A 17668-nucleotide genomic window follows, 5' to 3' on the forward strand; every position below is an offset into this window, starting at 1 on the left:
GCTACAAGTTCTTTTTCAAATAATGTACAAAAGGTGAAACAAACTATCTCATAACTTGAATCGGAGCAAACATGTTGACCACGGGTTAATTTCATTATATACCAAATATTAACATAAGAAGTATTGATATTTGAAAATTCTGTTATTTCATACATAAAAATGAAAGTTCGTCTCCCCTTCCGAAAAATCTCAACTATTTATTTTATATATACCACTTTAAATCAATGGTGATATCTTAATAAGGTAGTAACAGTATAAGTGTAGGTAAATAAAGAATAATATAGGATTCTTACTAAAAAACAACTATATAGCTATACGTAACTATTAAACATAAGGTTATCCATCCGTCTCATCAGTAAAACAACAATCATTACCCTTTTTCTTTTCAATGGTTTAAATATGAATTAATGTATAATTTCTATATAACAAAGAATAAAGCACCTACTTTCATAGGTACGTTATTGTATTTGATTAATTGTGTATCTGGTTGCAATTGCGATCGTCCCTAAAAGCAATATACCAAATATTACGTCATCTGTTGTTGTGCAATTAAACATACTACTTCTTCTCCACTAGAACATTCTTTTAGCACTTTCACCTTAATTTTTTTATCTTTTCCCTACGATATCTACAGTTTATAAGGTAGTTGAGCCCTTTTATTCAACTACCTTATAATACGTTCTACATTATATTAAAATATCTACTACACTAGTTGAATATATGCTAGGACAACATGCAAACCAAATAAACAATTAATTCAGAAATATTTTTAGAAACTTTATTATCTCGCAATTACTTTTTTTAAAATAAATCAAAAAATTTTTCTTTACTTTAAATTCCATAGTTCATATAATTTTTTATGGAATTACATTTTTTTCTAAATAGCTCCTCATTTCTAAGTATTCGAAAGGGCAATTAAAAATTATTATACCCTTATGTTTAACCAAGTAAAATAAAAATCCAGTTTTTCACAAGGAGAAGTGACTGCATGCAAGATATTTTAAAGCTATTTCCGAGCGTTGACGGAAATGAAGAAAAACAACAACTTTTATTAGAATCTATGCAGAAAATAATTAAAAATCTTGACCGATTAAAAAATGAAGAGCGAGCTACTTTAGGTAAATGTGAGGAAAAATCAGAAGGATACTACAATAGCTTAATTCACCAAAGTCATATTCCACTAGCTGGAATCACTATGTCCGAGGTTATAGAAGAGCTAAACCAATTTATGAATGGGCATCCTTATCCAAATAAAAATTACTTGTCTAACGCTGTACCACTACCAAGTATACCTTCACTATTAGGTGTAATAACCATGTCCCTTTTAAATGGTAATGGTGTTTGGGATGTATATGGTCCAGGGGCAGCAGAAGCAGAAGTAAAAGTGGTATCCATGCTTTCAAAACTGATAGGTTATAATCCACATAGCAGTGGCGGCTATACAACATGGGGTGGACAAGGATGCGTGTTTTCGAGCTTGCGCTTAGCAATTTCTAAACAATTCCCATCAGCAAAAGAACATGGTGCTCCACAAAATGTATATTGCTTTGCTTCTGAAAATGCACATTATAGTTTATTAAAGTCAGCTGAAGCAACTGGCATTGGGTCAAATCACTTAATAAAAGTGAAAACTGATCCTTATACAAACTCTATGGATATAGAAGATTTAGAGAATAAAATGATACAAGTTATTAAAAATGGTGGTATCCCCCTTTATATTCTAGCTACTATGGGGTCAACAGATACTTTTACCATTGATGATATAAAGAAAATTAAAGAGAGTGCTGAAACAATACAGGAAAAATATAAATTAAAACCTATTTATATCCATGCTGATTCTGCAATGGGCGGATTCTATAGTTTCTTTAATAATTATAGTTTTGAAGAAAATCCACTCGCATTTGAACCTAATGTGAAAAATGCCTTACAATACGTACAAGATAAAATGCAATATATGTCCCTTGCAGACAGTGTATGTTTTGATTTTCATAAATTAGGACAAACACCTTATGCTTCAAGTATTCTAATCGTAAAAAATCATACTGATTTACAACTGATGGACATTGATCAAGATGATACACCTTATCTTGGTAATAGATCATATGGGAGTTATCATACAGGCTATACCTTAGAATGTTCACGAGCTGGTAGTGCTATTCCGATGTATATCAATCTATTAGCCTTTGGAATTGAAGGATATCAAAAATTATTAGCAAATTATATTCGTGTAAATCTATTATTTAGAGAGAAGTTGCGCAAGGCCCTACCCCAAGTCGCAATCACAAACGATTTTACATATGGACCAATTACAACTTTCCGCTTCTATATGAATGGAGATGGCCAAGAAAATTGGGAAATAGAACGAATAGGCCTTGCAACAAAAGAAGAGATTGAGGATACAAACCGATTAAATATAGAACTATTTAATTACCTAGGAAAAAATCGCGATCAAGTATTTTTTGGTGATACAACTCGTTCTTGTGTAGTAGATGTAATAAACAGTTATGATAGAAATCCGATTTCTACATTAAAATTCTTTTCTATCTCTCCATATACAACTGTTGAATGTATAGATGAGATCGTAGAATTTCTTTATAAACATATTTCGATTGCTACTAAACAGATTCATTCATATGTTTCATAACCATATTTGTTAGCGCTTTAATAGTTAAACTTAACCAAATGAAATAAAATTTTTAATCCTTTTAATTACTATTCACTATATCAGGAAAGAGGAAAAACATATGAATATTGAGCTACTTGATACACACCACGTGAAAGACGCAGCACATTTACTTGCACATTCTTTTGTGAATAATGAACCTCTTGTAAGCAATTTACAAATTCCTTTTGCTCCTTTTCACAAAATGTGCGAAGAAATGATGAAACAAGCTGTATCTCAAGCTATGTCATTTGTAGCAATAGAAAATTTTCAAATTGTTGGGGTTCTTTTAACAAAAAAAGTAACTCAGCCACTAATAGATGCAGATAAAGCGAATGAACTATGCCCACAAATGGAACCTATTTTTCAACTTTTAGATACATTAGAGACAGAATCTATTGAGTTTTCTCATTTAGATAAAGAAAAATTGGTCTATCTAGATATGGGCGCTTGTCATCCAGATTGGATGGGAAGTGGTATAGTCACTACCCTGCTTTCACATGCCATTCAAGAAATAAGTAAAAGAGATTTTGATTTTATTGCTGCTTGTACAAATAAAATTTCTCAAAAAATCCTAAAAAAACTGTGTACGACCTATGAAATGAATGAAATAGTGTATAGTAATTTTCTTTATAAGGGAGCATACCCATTTGCTAATACAACAACTTCCTTAACAGCTCAATTACTATATATACCTCAATCTCAATTCGTCATTGAAGCTATATAAATTTGTGAAGAAAACTAGCTGTACTTTTGTGCAGCTAGTTTTTATACAGAATAAGTTAGTGATAGACATCTAAGTTAACATAAGTGTGACCTTTCACAATTTAACTTTCTCAAATTTACTAGCTACTTTCTCAGCATGCCATATTTCTCTGCTTAACCTATCTAAAGATCACCTTATATTTCATCATGTTTTAATTTCATACGCTCAACATCTATACAAATAACTTAGACACCTATCTCTATTTTAAATGTCTAATCTTTTACTTTTTAAGTAACGAGTGATACATAGCCTCTCACTCTTAAACATTTTAAAACACATTACATTATCCCCCTTAATATCCCCCATAATTCTGACGGTTACACTTCCCTTCAGCTTCGTTTATCTATTCATATTCCATCCCATATATTTACCTGATCTTCCTCAAAGAATCCAATATAAAATTCATGATAAAAGGAAACAAACGTTTTATATGTAGGACATTTAAGAAAAAGAGTGAGAATTAATGGATTTCCTTTTCTCCTCGTCTTTTTTAGAAGTTCTTTCAGATCTATTTCTATTGCATCCCTGCTACATAACATTCCACTAATCAACATCATATTATATGGATTCTCAAAAATTCTACCAGATTATTAAAGGAATCTCCTTTTCCCTATCGAATTATTGTAGAGGAAAGGAGAGGAATACATGGAAATTCTAGGATTAGATCCTCGCGCATTAGCGACTTTAGGTGCACTTGAATACACCAATCGACGCAATAAATTAATCGAAGACTCGGAGAATAACATATACGAGTGTAAAGAAATAAAAGAAATACTTCAATCACTCCCTAAAGAGAAGCAGATTGAGGTTTTGGAGAATCAAGCTCACTTTGAAGCTGTGGCAAAGATGATTGAACAAAACAATTTAATTCTTTTAGAACAGATGAAAGCTCTGCAGCTAATTCAGAAATAAGAAATTTATGATTCATTAATTCTACATACGCTTCCATAAATAATGCATCTTTATCTATACCATCAGCCTCTGTTTTTACAGGGGCTTTTGTTATGCGTTGATTTATAGTTTAAGTTTATTTACTCCTCTCAGCCACTTATTATATTTTTTAGAACAACTAAACAACACCAATACGCCAGGGTACCTTTTAATTCTCTTGAAGTTTCATATAAAATACACTTATTTTCAAGAAGTAGATAATCTTGATGAATAGAATTATATTTTTGTCTATGTATGATTAAAAAATGAAACTTTTAATAAAAAATACAAGTTTCATTTTTATATTTTTTGCATAAATAGGATTGTAAATAGTTCATTTAAGAAGGGATGTTAAAGATATGGATGAAAGTTCGATTAATTTTTTGAAAATAAATGAATTAATGCATAAACAAAGAAATCAGAGAAACTATTTCCCGCATAATCCTCCACCTAAAAATACTCCATTAGTGAAATTTAAATTTAGAAGCACTTTAGATTTCTATAATTATTTTCTTAATTGGGTATATATATGGGTCACAAACAATACATCAAAAAAGGATTTTTGGTTTAGTCCAGCTTATATTGGAATGAATAGTGTACGTGGCTATATTTGGGATGGTTCTCCTGAAGATATTGGAGCAGTTAAAGAAATTGAAGTTTATGAATCTGAAATTGATAGTTTTTTTCCGAATTTAAGCTCTTAATGATATTTATAGTTATTTAATGGTATATTGTAAACATTTCATTTTTATATTAACATTTATTATTTTAATCTTAAATCCCGGAGACATTATTCTTACCTAACGACATGGAACTGGAGCATTACCTCTAAGTACACATGGCTGAGATTATGGTCCTGACCGATACAGACTCAATTATTCAGAATATGATTGAGAATGAACAATAACGACACCTAGTGTCTCGCATCCGCCTATTGTTGATTTACCAATTATTACAGGGTTACTTACTTGTTTTCAAGGAATTGTAAGGGCTGTCTATACACTCTATTAAAACCTAAATATATAGGAAAGTTACTTAGAAATTCCAGTTTCCCATAGCAAAATGCATCAATTTCCTTTGCAATAGAGATTATAAACAATTGTATGTTACTATTTTTATATAAAGCAGGAGCGATCCAAAGGTATTTTGTAACTATTATGTAGTATCATTTTTAAGAATTCATGTCTACTTTAAGACTTTCTTAGTGGTGATGGACATGTAGTGCTCTCTATAATAAGTTTTCTTCCACAAACAAAAAGAACCATAACCTTACCGAAACGGCAAATTTATGGTTTAAATCACAATTTTATCCGTAAAGTTCTATAACTTTTTGCCACCTACTAGTGATCAAATAATATCCCCTCATACACACATGTCTTTGTTTATTTCTTTGAGATAATTTGCAGCGTTATCTTTTAAAGACTCATGAATTGATGTTTTTTAAAAATTCATTTTCTAATTCTACTATCTTTTGTTTACGAGCTTTTATTTTTCTTACGGGCACCCCAGCATACGTATACCAATCATCTAAACTTTCTTTTACCATACTCATCGCGCCAACTGCTGCTCCTTCTCCTATTACTACATTGGGAAAGATAATAGAATGCGCACCAACAATGGCATGCTTTTTTAAAATAACTTTTCCAGCTTTCACATTTTTATATTGATGTGGAACAGTCGGTCCCATTAATGTATTTCCGCTAAAATCATCAATTGCTGCATATACAATTGTTTTTGATGAAATATTTGCAAAATCATGCATTTCAATCCCCATTTCTCCTCCAAATAACGCTGTATATGCCGCTATATGCGAATAACTTCCAATTGTAATTTTGCCACTTAAAATGCAAAAGTCATCGATTCTTACATTATTCCCAACAGATATAGCACCTGGATTATATATGCTGGTTTTTTTACTTATTAATACATTTTCCCCGACAGATAGAAAGCCAATTTCGCTCAACTCTTCTTGACTATAAAAACTATTCATCTGTGGAAACCCCCTTCTGCATTAAACACATTATAATTTTCTCTACGATTTCTTTTGTCATTCCTTCCCATAAAGGTAGACTAATGATTCGTTTTTCTATTTTATTTGTATTTGTTAAATCTGTAGACTTATATTTTTTAAAGAAATCTTGTTGATGACAAGATGGTGAAAAATATGATCTAGCTTCTATCTTTTGCTTTTTCAACTCTTCTATTATCTGCATATTGTTAACTTTTTCTGAACAGAGGATAGGCATAAATTGATGAATAACTGCTTTTGTCTTTTGAACTTGCCAGCCTTTTTTTATTAATCCCGTACTTTGTAATAACTGTTTATACCATTCAGAGATACGAGTTCGTTCTTGCGTTTTTTGATTCCATTTATTTATCGTTGTAATCCCAATAGCTGCTGCATATTCAGTCATTTTACAGTTAAACCCCATCATCGTACATTCACGATTATGATCAAATCCAAAATTACCCATTCTTTTAATTTGATTTATCTCTTCCTCATTATGGCTATATATAATGCCACCTTCACCAATTCCGAAAGGTTTTGTTGCATGAAAGCTATATACAATCATACCACTAAAATTCTGCCCGTAATGTATACCCTCATGCATTAATCCAAACCCTGGTGCCGCATCTACAACAACCGGAATACCCTTTTTCTCTAATTCTTCATAGTCTTTCAAGTCCATCCATGATCCGAATGTTGCATATGGAACAACAACTGCAACCTCTTCTTTTAATTCATCTATCTTATCCAAAAGTACCGTTTTATCCATACACCAATCATCTAATGAAATATCAATAAAATAAGGCTCCAATCCACACCAAATAGCTGCCAATGGAGTAGCAGGGAATGTAAAACTAGGCATAAGAGCATACTTTCCTTTTTTTCTTTTCTTACATTGAATTGCCGCCATTAACCCTAGCGTTGCGTTTGCTACTGTTGTAACTGCTCCCCTGTTCTGAAAAAATTCAGACATAATTGTTTCTTCAAAACGTTGATTTATAGGTCCATAATTTGTATATATGTGGGATATATCAATTCGCTCTAATTCATCTAAGTACTCGTTTGCAGGTACAATTGACGCACGTAAAAAAGGAATATTCTCCATATGCATCTATTCCTTTCTATCATTTCCGGACAATATAGAGCATATCCGTTTCAGATAATCCGAATTTCCTAGCAATTTCTATTCCTTGTTTCTGAGCTATGTTATACAATTCCACCTTAAAGCCCGCATCTGTTAATCGTTGAATAAATCCCGATCGATTATAAATCCTAACATGATCTTCTTGACCAAAGGCTATTTTTCTCAATAATGGCGTTACAATAGATTTATCCTCTATAATAAAATCTACATTCATTGCGATTGGCACTTGAATAATTCCCCATCCATTTGGCTTTAGTACCCTATATAATTCTCGCATTGCTTTTTCATCGTCAGGCACGTGTTCTAATACATGACTACATAAAATAACATCAAAGGTATTATCTTCGTATGCAATTCTCGTAATATCAATTTCCTCCATTAAAGAATCCTTTGGTTCTAAATCCCCACATATATAAGTAATGTTTTTAAACTGGTTAAGCCATCCTCTTACCTTCACTTCAGGTGCAATATGAAGCATAGTATAATTCCTACTTAACAAATCCGTTTCTGTTTCAATGTACGCACGATACAACCTGTCACGATCCATCGAATAGCAAACTGGACAGATACCTGTATCTTTATTCCACATCTCAAATTCATATTTTAGAAAATCATAATGTGCTGGCCAAGGTGAAAATTTTTCAAATTCTTGATTGCAATATTGGCAATAACAAATATTTTTCTCAAATATATGAGTAACTAGTTTAATTAACCCACTTTTTATCTTTTCATTATAAATTTGATCTAGTTCTCCACTTCTTACTGCATCCTTAAGTATAAATCCCGCATTCTCCAAACAATAAGATAAGCTCTCTTTATAATCTTGTTCAGTATTTAAAAACCCACTATTATGTGCATCTGTAATTAATTCAATCCATTCTTCAATTGTCATCAATATAAAGTACATTTGTTTTTGATTTTGTCCACTATGTTGTCTAAAGTAGCTAAGAGGTTCCTGTATATAAACTACTTTTCCTTTCCTCATCATATCTAACCAAGTTGCAATGTCATTAATAGAAGAATACGCTTTCCCCTTAAAATAACCAAATTTCCCTCCAAAAAAATTGCGATTAAACAAAACCGTTGTCGGTTCTCCAACTACGTTTTTCAAGTTTTTCAACATATAATTTCCTAGTGTTTCCCCTTCAAAAATTGTAGTTTCTGTGGCAATTTTCATATTCAATGTAGAGGGGGGTAATACTTCTCCATTCTCATCAATCAGTTCACGGTACGACGTCACAAATGCAATGTTTTCTAATTCAAAAAAGTATTTCATCATTCTCTCAATCTTTTCAAGATGAAATAAATCATCGTCTAATAAAAAATTTATATATTCACCAGTAGCAAGCTCTATACATTGATTAAAATTTTCAGCCACCAATGGATTTTCATTTTTAACATATGTTATACATTTATGTTCTTTTAAGTATGGCTGGATCATTGTTTTTACTTCATCATTTGTACTATCGTCAGAAATTATAATTTCAATATTTTCATAGGTTTGATTCAAAGCACTTTTGAGGGCTAATTCTAAGTAATGAGGTCTATTGTAGGCAGGAATTAGTATACTGACTTTTGGGAGGTGCGAGTTGATATTCATACGCTGTTTTTTCTTTTCAATATTTATTTTCTTTAGCTTGATTTGTTGATAGTAGTCCAATGAATATAATATGGATGATGGAACAATTCTTCTTGCATAGTCTAGAAAATTTGTAATAGCTCTGTCTAACTCCTCTTCGGAGGATAAGAAACCATATTTTTCTCCAGCTATAATAATACTATGAGAAAAATCCTCTAACCCATCCATCATTTTATTAGATTCATTTAACTGCTGATTTGAATGTAATCGAAAGTAACTGAGTGTCTCCGCTATATATACTGCTTTCCCTTTACTCAGTAAGGATAACCATGAAGCTACATCTACGTTGCAAAGATACCGCCTTTTATCAAATACACCATACGGTTCTGTTAAATCACTTTTACGAAATAAAACCGTTGTCGGTTCTCCTATATAATTCTTTTGATTCATAATCACCATTTTTCCTAATTGTAGCCCATCTATAATCGTATCTGTAAAAAATAAACGCATCGTTGCATAAACATCTGGCAATAGGTTTCCTTCTGCATCCATTACTTGGCGATGGGATGTTACAAGCTTAATTTCATTATCTAGGTCATTTAAAAAGTATTTCATCATTTTTTCAATTTTATTTACATGAAATAAATCATCATCCATTAAGAAATTTATATACTCACCTTTCGCTTTATGAAATAACATACGTGAGTTCTCAAATTGTCCAAGAGTTGACTTATTTTTTATATAAATAATATTTGAATGATCATACAAGTACTTTTGTAACACTTTCTCTGTTTCGTCGTTTGTACTATCATCCCCTATTATAATTTCTATATTAGGATACGTTTGTTCTAATACACTACATAAAGCTTTTTCAAAGTAGTGTGGACGATTATACGTAGGAATTAATACACTTACTAAAGGCGTTTGATTTATTTCCTTTTCATTTGTACCATTTTCCATTCTATTCCTCCGCCTTTTTATTTATTTTCACTTTTGAAATAGACATGCTACTACAAATCTATTTATTAGACGAACTAGATCTGAAAGGTGTTGCGAAAAACAAATAAATAGCTTTAAAAACAGCATCTATGTTGACATAGTGTAGAATAAACCTGGATAACTTTTTTCGTCCCATTCTATTTATTTGTAAAATGCGGCATTCTTTTTTCAATAAATGCCTTTACCCCCTCCTTCACATCCTCTGTTTGAAATACTTTTCCAAAGTAACGCGCTTCAATCTCAAGCCCTTCTTGTAAAGGTACTGCTGCCCCTTCGCGAATTGCCAACTTCATATAGGCGAGAGCTGGAAGAGAAAATTTACTTATATCCCTTGCAATCTCTTTTGCTTTATTTAACGCCTCTCCTCGAGGGGTAATGTAGTTAACCAAGCCTATTTCTTTTGCTTCTTTAGCTGTAATCGATTTCCCTGTGAACATCATCTCTTTTGCTTTCCCTTCTCCAATTAATCTAGGTAAGCGTTGGGTTCCTCCAGCCCCAGGAAATAAACCTAACGTAATTTCCGGTAATCCAATTAAAGATTGTTCTTCTATTACCCTTAAGTCACAAGCAAGTGCTAATTCACATCCACCACCTAGTGCTAACCCATTAACAGCAGCTATAGTCGGTTTAGACAGATTCTCTAGTTGCTTAAGAGGTTGGTGCAATTCTAATGATTTCATCTCGGCATATTTTTCACCTTTGCCCATCCAATCTGGAAATTCTTTTATATTCCCTCCTGCTACAAAGGCCTTTTCTCCACTTCCAGTTATAATTACGACTGAAATATCATTATCAATTTCTATTTCCTCTAATACATCTACTAATTGTTGAACTACTTCTAAACTTAAAGTGTTGACTGGTGGATTTTGAATTGTAACGACTGCAATACTTCCTTTTTTATTACAAGTTACTACTCGTTCATTCTTCATAAAAAATCCCCTTTTAAACTACCTAATTTTTCACAACACCAAGCATCTTTACTTCACTCACCATCAGCCTAAATTTCCAAATATGGTTCCACTTTTAGAAATTCATCAATTTATTGTATGAACTGTAGAAGCATAAAATGAGCAATCCTTTCTTGGCACCATTTTTTAATCTCAACATATTTTCAAATTGTTCTTTTACTATATAATGAAGGCTCAAGGAATAATATATACGAGTGTAAAGATATAAAAGAAATCCTTCAATCCCTCCCTAAAGAGAAGCAGATTGAGGTTCTGTAGAATCAAGCTCATTTTGAAGCTGTGGCAAAGATGATTGAACAAAACAATTTAATTCTTTTAGAACAGATGAAAGCTCTACAGCTAATTCAGAAATAACAAACTTATGATTAATTAATTCTACATACGCTTCCATAAATAATGTATCTTTATTTATACCATCAGCCTCTGTTTGTACAGGGGCTTTTGTTCTGCGTTGATTCATATTTTGAATTTGAATAGTTTCTTTTACATGTATGAATAGATCTTCTAATAATCCTGGTGTAGATTCTAGTTCTTGCTTTTCAATTTCTTCTGTTACAGCACTTATAAATTCCCATAGTACTTTTGCACCTAATAGTTCTGCTAATCTTTTTTCACGTATTTCAAATGTTTTCATGTTCATGCAAATACACTCCTATAATTTATATATAATGATAAAAATGTTATGTTCTTATGTAAAATTGCCCAAAACACTTTCTAAACTTACATTTCTACAAAATCGCTACATAAACTTAAAAATCTAATATTATTCAACACACTTCGTGTTGTTCGGAATCAAAAAAAATTGTTTGGACTGTAACACCATAGAATTTCGCTAATTTTATTTTTATATTATCTCGTGGGATTCTCTGGCCATTTTCATACATCTGCAATGTACTAATACTGATTCCCACTGCTTTTGCCACCTCTTCTCTAGATCTCCCATTTCTTAGATTAATTAAATTTTCAGCTACTCTTTCATAATTCATACATTCTCACTCCTAAAACCACATTTCGTGTTGTTATTTAAAATATAAACTGCACGAAATGTGTTGTCAATAGATATTAATTATCAATTTTTAAAAATTTTAATATATTAACACATATTGTGTTAATATATTATCAGGTGATAGAATGAAAACGTTTGGAAATATAATTCGTGATTTAAGAAAACAAAAAGGAATTACGCAAAAAGAACTTGCTCAATCGCTTCAACTAAGTGAGAGTACAATTGGTATGTATGAACGTAACGAACGTCAACCTGATTACAATACCTTGATACGTATAGCAGATTACTTTAAAGTATCTACTGATTTTCTTCTAGGGAGAGATTTTTATGCCGAAGAGAAAAGAAATGATTCAGAACTAGATCAATGGTTAAATGATATAAAGCTTGCTCCATCCCAAAAGCGTGAAGAATTAAAACGTTTTTGGAATTTTATAATGCAGGAAGAAAAGTAATAAACTAAACCTTCACCTTCATATGGGTGAAGGGCATGAATTTGATCCTCTCTGGGATCATACGGATACAATGAAATGGCGTTCTATCAACGAATAGAGCGTTATTTTTATGCAGTAATTTGGTCACCAAAGTTATTGAGGAAAATAAAATTTAAATTACAAAATGTATTAACAGAGAATACGATCCACTCAAAACAATCTGGTTGAATTACGAAAGGTAATAAATCCTTCTACAGTAAATGAAATGTGCAAAGAAAATATTAAAAGAGTCAATATTGAAACACTAGCTAAAGTATCGGATTATTTTTTAAAACGATATTAGAGAATTATTCGTAACTATAATATAAGATGAGGAGAATGCTGAATAAGGCCAGCTTTTTGATGGAATTTTTCTGACGTCGGGAACCATGTGGACAGATAGGAGGTCTAAATTCAAGCTATTCGAAGTATAAAATTTTGTTATCTCGCATTATCCCTTACAAATTTGTCCATAAAAAAACAATTCACACTCCCATAATATCCTTTCATTTGTTATAATTATATTCTAATATATTAATTAAAGTGAATGAACTGACTGATACAGATGACAATAAATCTAGTGATCCGTTTATGAAAATAAAAATAACTCGTGATGACTTTAATAAAATTACATTCGATCACTTTGATTATAAAAATATACCTAAAGTCGTTACAAAATACTGGGAATCTCCTGCGTATAATAGAATGTAATTAGTATCAATATTCTTATTTGAAAGGTGGCGAGTGCTATGATGATTTTTGATGATATCAATACACCTATTGCTCTCTTTTTCATGTTTTTCATTATGTTTCTTGGGAATAAAGAAAAAGATGCCAGCACGTTATGTTTATCACTTTTATTCGGTGGGATGGTAGTGGATTACTGGCTAAATATAAAAGGACTAAACGATACATATATTGGTACCGCTTGGAATGTATTCTATTGTATTATAATGATCATTCTAATACCTATGATGATTCATAAGACTATTAAAGATATAAAATACATAAAGGCAAAAATAAAAAGAAATCGAGCTATTTAAAAATGCGACCGCCCGTAATAGGCGGTTTTCTTATTCACCTCTATTCATCTTTCCTCTTAAATCCACTGCCGCATGCCCCAATCCTCCCCCCCTCCGCAAAGCAAGTACTAAAAAGAAGGTACGTAATTAATATGTCAAACTACTATTACGAACGGTCTAAAAAGTGCTATCGGACTAAACGTAACCACCACCAAAAATGCAACTGCGAATGTAACCGCCATCCACGCTATCATACGTTCACATCCGGCCCTTTATTCCGTAATGCAGACACCGATTTCATCCAAGTGTACGCGCTTAATCAAACCGACGAACCACAAGAGGAAATTGCTGTACTTACAGTAGATGAATTACGACGTTTACTTGATGCTCAAAATAAACGAGGCTATAGTGATTTTCAAGATTACGTTATTATGAATCTCTTATAGACACATTCTTGCGTATCAGCGAAGCGCTGTCACTTACAGTTAACGATATTGAGTTTTCAATAGTAACTACCTCCGATTGTTATTGAATTCTTTTTCCTATGTATAAATCCGACCTCTGAATTGCTTCGTAACGTTAATTACAAAAAAGCTTCAAAACTTCTTTTCGTATATCTTGGAAGAAGCGCCGGTAGAAAGATGGCCAGCTACTACTCGTCTCTCACACTATTAAATCCGACCCAAAGTCGATTTGGTAACGGAGAAATTGAAAAAAAATGCAAAAAAGACGTGAACCGAGGTTCACGCCTATATTTCAATTATTCTTCATCTTCGTCATACAGAAAATATTTAGCTATCTACCACCTAGCCTACACTCTTAACTTTTGAAGAATTTAAGATACTTAACATCCTCATCTTCAAAACATCTTCCTTCTGATTTTTTGTTAGCAAAGTTGAAAAACTCTTTTGCGATTTCTAAATCACCCAATTCATACGCAACTTTTCCTGAAATAAATTCTTTTTCCCCTGTATCAATACGCATAAATCCGGTTAAAAACATTTTATCTGACCATTTTTTTGCTGTCTTAAAATCCTTTACAATAAAACAAGTATCAATAATATCATTCACTAAATCATAACTTTCATTATAAATACCTTTCGGATTAGGCAATACACTCCAAGCCTCTTCTAATAATGTAATAGACTCATTATGATTACCTTTATCAAATTCATCATTACTCTGATTAACGAGACTTTCGAATTTCTCTTTTAAAGGTGATTGTAATATAGCCATATTGCTCCTCCTTAAATAATGTCTTTAATCAAGTCAAAATATTTATCATCTTCTTCAAAAAATATCTTGTAACCTTCTAGCATGTATGCTTTTAATAAATATTCCTTAGCTTTTTCAAGTTCTCCACATTCGAACAAGCTCTCTCCCAGTCTCAATAAAATCAATGGATTCGAAATACCGTCTGGACAGTTTAAAGCATTATAAAAATTACTTTTTGCCATTTCATAGTCATCTTTAATAAGATAAGTGTCGCCTATTACTGTATATAACCAAGTACTTGCTTCCCAATCCGTCTTTGGTGCTGGCACCATATCTAAAGCCACCAAATATTTCTCCAGTGCTTGATCAAATTGTTCTACTTCAAATAGAATATCTCCCTCTTCACATAGTTGTACAATTTGATTGTATATTTTGTCATCTAGTTCTAGTTCCAATTCCCTTTACCTCCAATTATTTTTTAGTTGGTGGCAAATATCTCTCACCTAATTTAGCGCCTGCTGATCTATTTAAACTAAAATGATCCAATTCATAATTAACAGAATCTAGCATCCATTTTCTAACTTCCTTAGACTTTGCTCCATAATGCCTACCAATACTATTCCACCACGAGACAGCATCGGTTAGATGAGCCATATCTGATTTACTAAGATCATACCACACTCCATCACTTGCCTTAAATTGCATTTTACCGGCACGTGTTGTCCTAATTCTTGGTGGATTTTCATTTTTCATTTTTTCTATTACTTCACGGCCCGTTCTTGATTTCTTTCCAGGTGTCTTTCCTAAATATTGTTCTCTTAAACTTTTAACTTTTTTAGGTGACGATTTTTTTATAGTACTAGCAGATCCATTTGAAGAAGACTGGAATTTTTGAAGAGTATCCTTAGCATTTTGAATTGATTTATGTAAAACAAATCCACCATGTCCAACCACACCAACACCAGCTACTGTAGCAACTCCATTTAATGGAAGAACAATTGGTGATGCCAATCCACCGGTTCCTATTTCCGCCACGATGGTTAAGAAATTAGAGCCACCTATAAGTGAAATACCTTCAAAAATTTCTATAACAGATCCTACCATCGATAAAGCATTTCCAGTAAGCCTTCCAGCTTGATAAGTTATCTTGCTTTTTAATTTATCATTATCAGGCGTTTTAAGTCCAATAAAGTTTTCCGCTGCTGCACTGCCAGCACCTTGAAAAAATTCGATAACACCATTCAAATACTCCCAAGCACCAATAGCTGTTTTTTCATACCATGATCTATTATCTTCCTGAGCCTTTAAAGCCACTTGTTTTTCTATTAAATCCATTTCTTTGATTTGATCTTGAATAGCTTGTTCATACATAATTTCTTGAATAGGTGTTAGCCATTCCATGTTTAATTCTCTCGTACTAAATGTGCCGCTTGCAGAACTAAATCCTTTTCCACTCTGTACTTCTGCAAGGCCTGTAGCAATGCTAGCAGCTAATTGAATTGCTGTACTATAGTTATTACTAGATGTTTGATTAAATTCATGTAGATGATCTAGCTTTTTTTGCAGTTTTTGCCTCATGACAGTAAAAAGATTCGCCATAGCTTCCATACCAGGGAGTGGCATAGCTTGACTGATGTCTTCCATACTTGCTTTCATTCGGTCAATTTCTCGAATTTGTTCTAGCAACTCTTGTTCAATAACATCAGTTGAAGCTACCTGTGATTCGAAATCATTGGGAAAAGCATTATTCTGACGAATTAACTCTTCACATAAAAAAATAATTCCTTGAGCCAAGGGGCGAAAGGTTTGGACAAAGAATGTTCTTGCACTTTCGTAAGTTTGACCTTGTAAAACAGTATCACCTGCAAAAGCGTCAATCGACTGAATGGCTTGTTCCATCCCTTGAATGGTAGCCATACATACAGCATTCATGCTTTGAGTCTGGTTCTGTACTTCTCCCAAATACATATTTAAACTCATGCATTGCCCCCCCTTGCTAATTGTTGTTGCTGATAGGAAATCTCATTTTCTAAATCACTAAGATCTCGTCTTTCTTTAAGTAACACTTCTTTTTTGTTTTCGAATTCAAATGTAAGTTTCCGCTCAATGTGTTGTGCTTCTTGACAGATATTTGTAAAAAAATGAGATAATTCTCTATCTCCATGCCAATTTTCTAAAATTCGGTTAAACAAACGACGATTCCGATTTTTCCATTCATAAAAGTCCTCTTCTGCTTGCTCTTGAGTTTGAATCGCGGATTGATTTCGGTCCTGTTCTTCAAATACACTTCGTAACTTTTGATTTAATTGTTTGATTTGGTTTTCAATATCTTGACTCATCTTTTTCCTCCTATCGTTTTACCTTTACGAAGGTGGTCACATTAGCGAAAAGTATTTTGAAGTTCGTTATCCATTCTCTCAAATTCGTTAGCTACCGAATGAATATTATCGACTGCCTGTTGAAAGGCGGCACAAAATTGTTTCGTTAAATCTAAAGCTTGCTGATTTGCTTCTTGTGCTTTGGAATTAACAGTTAGCGTAGTACGATTCGCCTTCGTTATAGAACGATTTATCGCACTTTGGATAATATCAGAAGCATTCCTCATTTGCGTTGCGATTTGTTCTGCCGTTTGAAAATTACTTTGAAATTGTCCCATCGCTTAAACCCTTTCCAATATTTTTATAGAAAATTATACCATATGGGATTATATCACTGTAGCAACTATTCAAATTTATAACTTATAATTAGTTAATGGCTTCCCTTCAACAAATTTTAGCTTTCTTTTAAATTTTAAAATTAAATCGCTAAACAAATAATGTTATATGACATGATTATTCATACATGCTTCAGCCTTCAAATGTCTAAAGATGGTTATCTAGCAATAAGAGATAATTATGAA

Annotated in this window: 17 protein-coding genes; 6 read left to right on the plus strand and 11 right to left on the minus strand. The window is 32.3% G+C overall.

Annotated features, from left to right (window positions below):
- The first annotated feature begins 988 nt into the window (after nucleotides 1-988).
- The 4 genes from DN407_RS29360 (at nucleotide 989) to DN407_RS29375 (ending at nucleotide 5062) form a co-directional block, all read left to right on the plus strand.
- Complete coding sequence (locus DN407_RS29360) at nucleotides 989-2644, plus strand: pyridoxal phosphate-dependent decarboxylase family protein (RefSeq protein ID WP_149217023.1); 1656 nt, start codon at nucleotides 989-991, stop codon at nucleotides 2642-2644.
- Between the two features lie 100 nt (nucleotides 2645-2744).
- Entirely contained in the window at nucleotides 2745-3389 is a 645-nt protein-coding gene (locus DN407_RS29365; RefSeq protein ID WP_149217024.1) for a GNAT family N-acetyltransferase, read from the plus strand.
- Between the two features lie 684 nt (nucleotides 3390-4073).
- The gene (locus DN407_RS29370; RefSeq protein WP_000404243.1) at nucleotides 4074-4340 is read left to right on the plus strand and encodes a hypothetical protein; all 267 of its coding nucleotides are present in this window, start codon (nucleotides 4074-4076) and stop codon (nucleotides 4338-4340) included.
- Between the two features lie 377 nt (nucleotides 4341-4717).
- Nucleotides 4718-5062 carry a hypothetical protein gene (locus DN407_RS29375; protein ID WP_065705402.1) on the plus strand — a complete coding sequence of 115 codons (345 nt, stop codon included), beginning with the start codon at nucleotides 4718-4720 and terminating at the stop codon, nucleotides 5060-5062.
- Between the two features lie 719 nt (nucleotides 5063-5781).
- Here DN407_RS29375 and DN407_RS29380 read toward each other — a convergent pair.
- The 6 genes from DN407_RS29380 to DN407_RS29405 form a co-directional block, all read right to left on the minus strand.
- Nucleotides 5782-6348, minus strand: coding sequence for an acyltransferase (locus tag DN407_RS29380; RefSeq protein ID WP_149217025.1), 567 nt, complete (start codon nucleotides 6346-6348; stop codon nucleotides 5782-5784).
- On the minus strand, nucleotides 6341-7471 hold the full coding sequence (locus DN407_RS29385) for an aminotransferase class I/II-fold pyridoxal phosphate-dependent enzyme (RefSeq protein ID WP_149217026.1): 1131 nt from the start codon (nucleotides 7469-7471) through the stop codon (nucleotides 6341-6343). The genes DN407_RS29380 and DN407_RS29385 overlap by 8 nt, the downstream gene beginning before the upstream one ends.
- 19 nt (nucleotides 7472-7490) lie before the next feature.
- Nucleotides 7491-10049, minus strand: a complete 2559-nt coding sequence (locus DN407_RS29390) for a glycosyltransferase (protein WP_149217027.1) — start codon at nucleotides 10047-10049, stop codon at nucleotides 7491-7493.
- 176 nt (nucleotides 10050-10225) lie between these two features.
- On the minus strand, nucleotides 10226-11017 hold the full coding sequence (locus tag DN407_RS29395; protein ID WP_098539331.1) for an enoyl-CoA hydratase: 792 nt from the start codon (nucleotides 11015-11017) through the stop codon (nucleotides 10226-10228).
- 268 nt (nucleotides 11018-11285) lie between these two features.
- A complete protein-coding gene (locus DN407_RS29400; RefSeq protein WP_149217028.1) occupies nucleotides 11286-11696 on the minus strand; it encodes a hypothetical protein in 411 nt (136 codons plus the stop codon).
- Nucleotides 11697-11823: 127 nt separating this feature from the next.
- Complete coding sequence (locus DN407_RS29405) at nucleotides 11824-12042, minus strand: helix-turn-helix transcriptional regulator (RefSeq protein WP_061667279.1); 219 nt, start codon at nucleotides 12040-12042, stop codon at nucleotides 11824-11826.
- A 145-nt stretch (nucleotides 12043-12187) separates the two neighbouring features.
- Here DN407_RS29405 and DN407_RS29410 point away from each other — a divergent pair, with 145 nt between their 5' ends.
- Together DN407_RS29410 and DN407_RS29415 are read left to right on the plus strand one after the other, a co-directional pair.
- Nucleotides 12188-12514: a helix-turn-helix domain-containing protein gene (locus DN407_RS29410; protein ID WP_098291910.1), complete on the plus strand. Its 327-nt coding sequence runs from the start codon at nucleotides 12188-12190 to the stop codon at nucleotides 12512-12514.
- Nucleotides 12515-13281: 767 nt separating this feature from the next.
- On the plus strand, nucleotides 13282-13575 hold the full coding sequence (locus DN407_RS29415; RefSeq protein WP_098601196.1) for a hypothetical protein: 294 nt from the start codon (nucleotides 13282-13284) through the stop codon (nucleotides 13573-13575).
- Between the two features lie 798 nt (nucleotides 13576-14373).
- Here the strand turns inward: DN407_RS29415 and DN407_RS29425 are convergent.
- From DN407_RS29425 to DN407_RS29445, 5 genes are read right to left on the minus strand one after another with little or no spacing between them, the layout of a single operon-like run.
- The gene (locus DN407_RS29425) at nucleotides 14374-14790 is read right to left on the minus strand and encodes a hypothetical protein (protein WP_000996351.1); all 417 of its coding nucleotides are present in this window, start codon (nucleotides 14788-14790) and stop codon (nucleotides 14374-14376) included.
- Nucleotides 14791-14801: 11 nt separating this feature from the next.
- Nucleotides 14802-15224 carry a tetratricopeptide repeat protein gene (locus DN407_RS29430; protein WP_017672819.1) on the minus strand — a complete coding sequence of 141 codons (423 nt, stop codon included), beginning with the start codon at nucleotides 15222-15224 and terminating at the stop codon, nucleotides 14802-14804.
- Between the two features lie 16 nt (nucleotides 15225-15240).
- Nucleotides 15241-16749: a T7SS effector LXG polymorphic toxin gene (locus DN407_RS29435; RefSeq protein ID WP_149217030.1), complete on the minus strand. Its 1509-nt coding sequence runs from the start codon at nucleotides 16747-16749 to the stop codon at nucleotides 15241-15243.
- The gene (locus DN407_RS29440) at nucleotides 16746-17108 is read right to left on the minus strand and encodes a DUF3958 family protein (protein ID WP_149217031.1); all 363 of its coding nucleotides are present in this window, start codon (nucleotides 17106-17108) and stop codon (nucleotides 16746-16748) included. The genes DN407_RS29435 and DN407_RS29440 overlap by 4 nt, the downstream gene beginning before the upstream one ends.
- A gap of 41 nt (nucleotides 17109-17149) precedes the next feature.
- The gene (locus DN407_RS29445) at nucleotides 17150-17425 is read right to left on the minus strand and encodes a TIGR04197 family type VII secretion effector (protein WP_061667272.1); all 276 of its coding nucleotides are present in this window, start codon (nucleotides 17423-17425) and stop codon (nucleotides 17150-17152) included.
- Nucleotides 17426-17668: the final 243 nt, after the last annotated feature.

Source organism: Bacillus sp. JAS24-2, assembly GCF_008274905.1.
GTDB lineage: Bacteria > Bacillota > Bacilli > Bacillales > Bacillaceae_G > Bacillus_A > Bacillus_A cereus.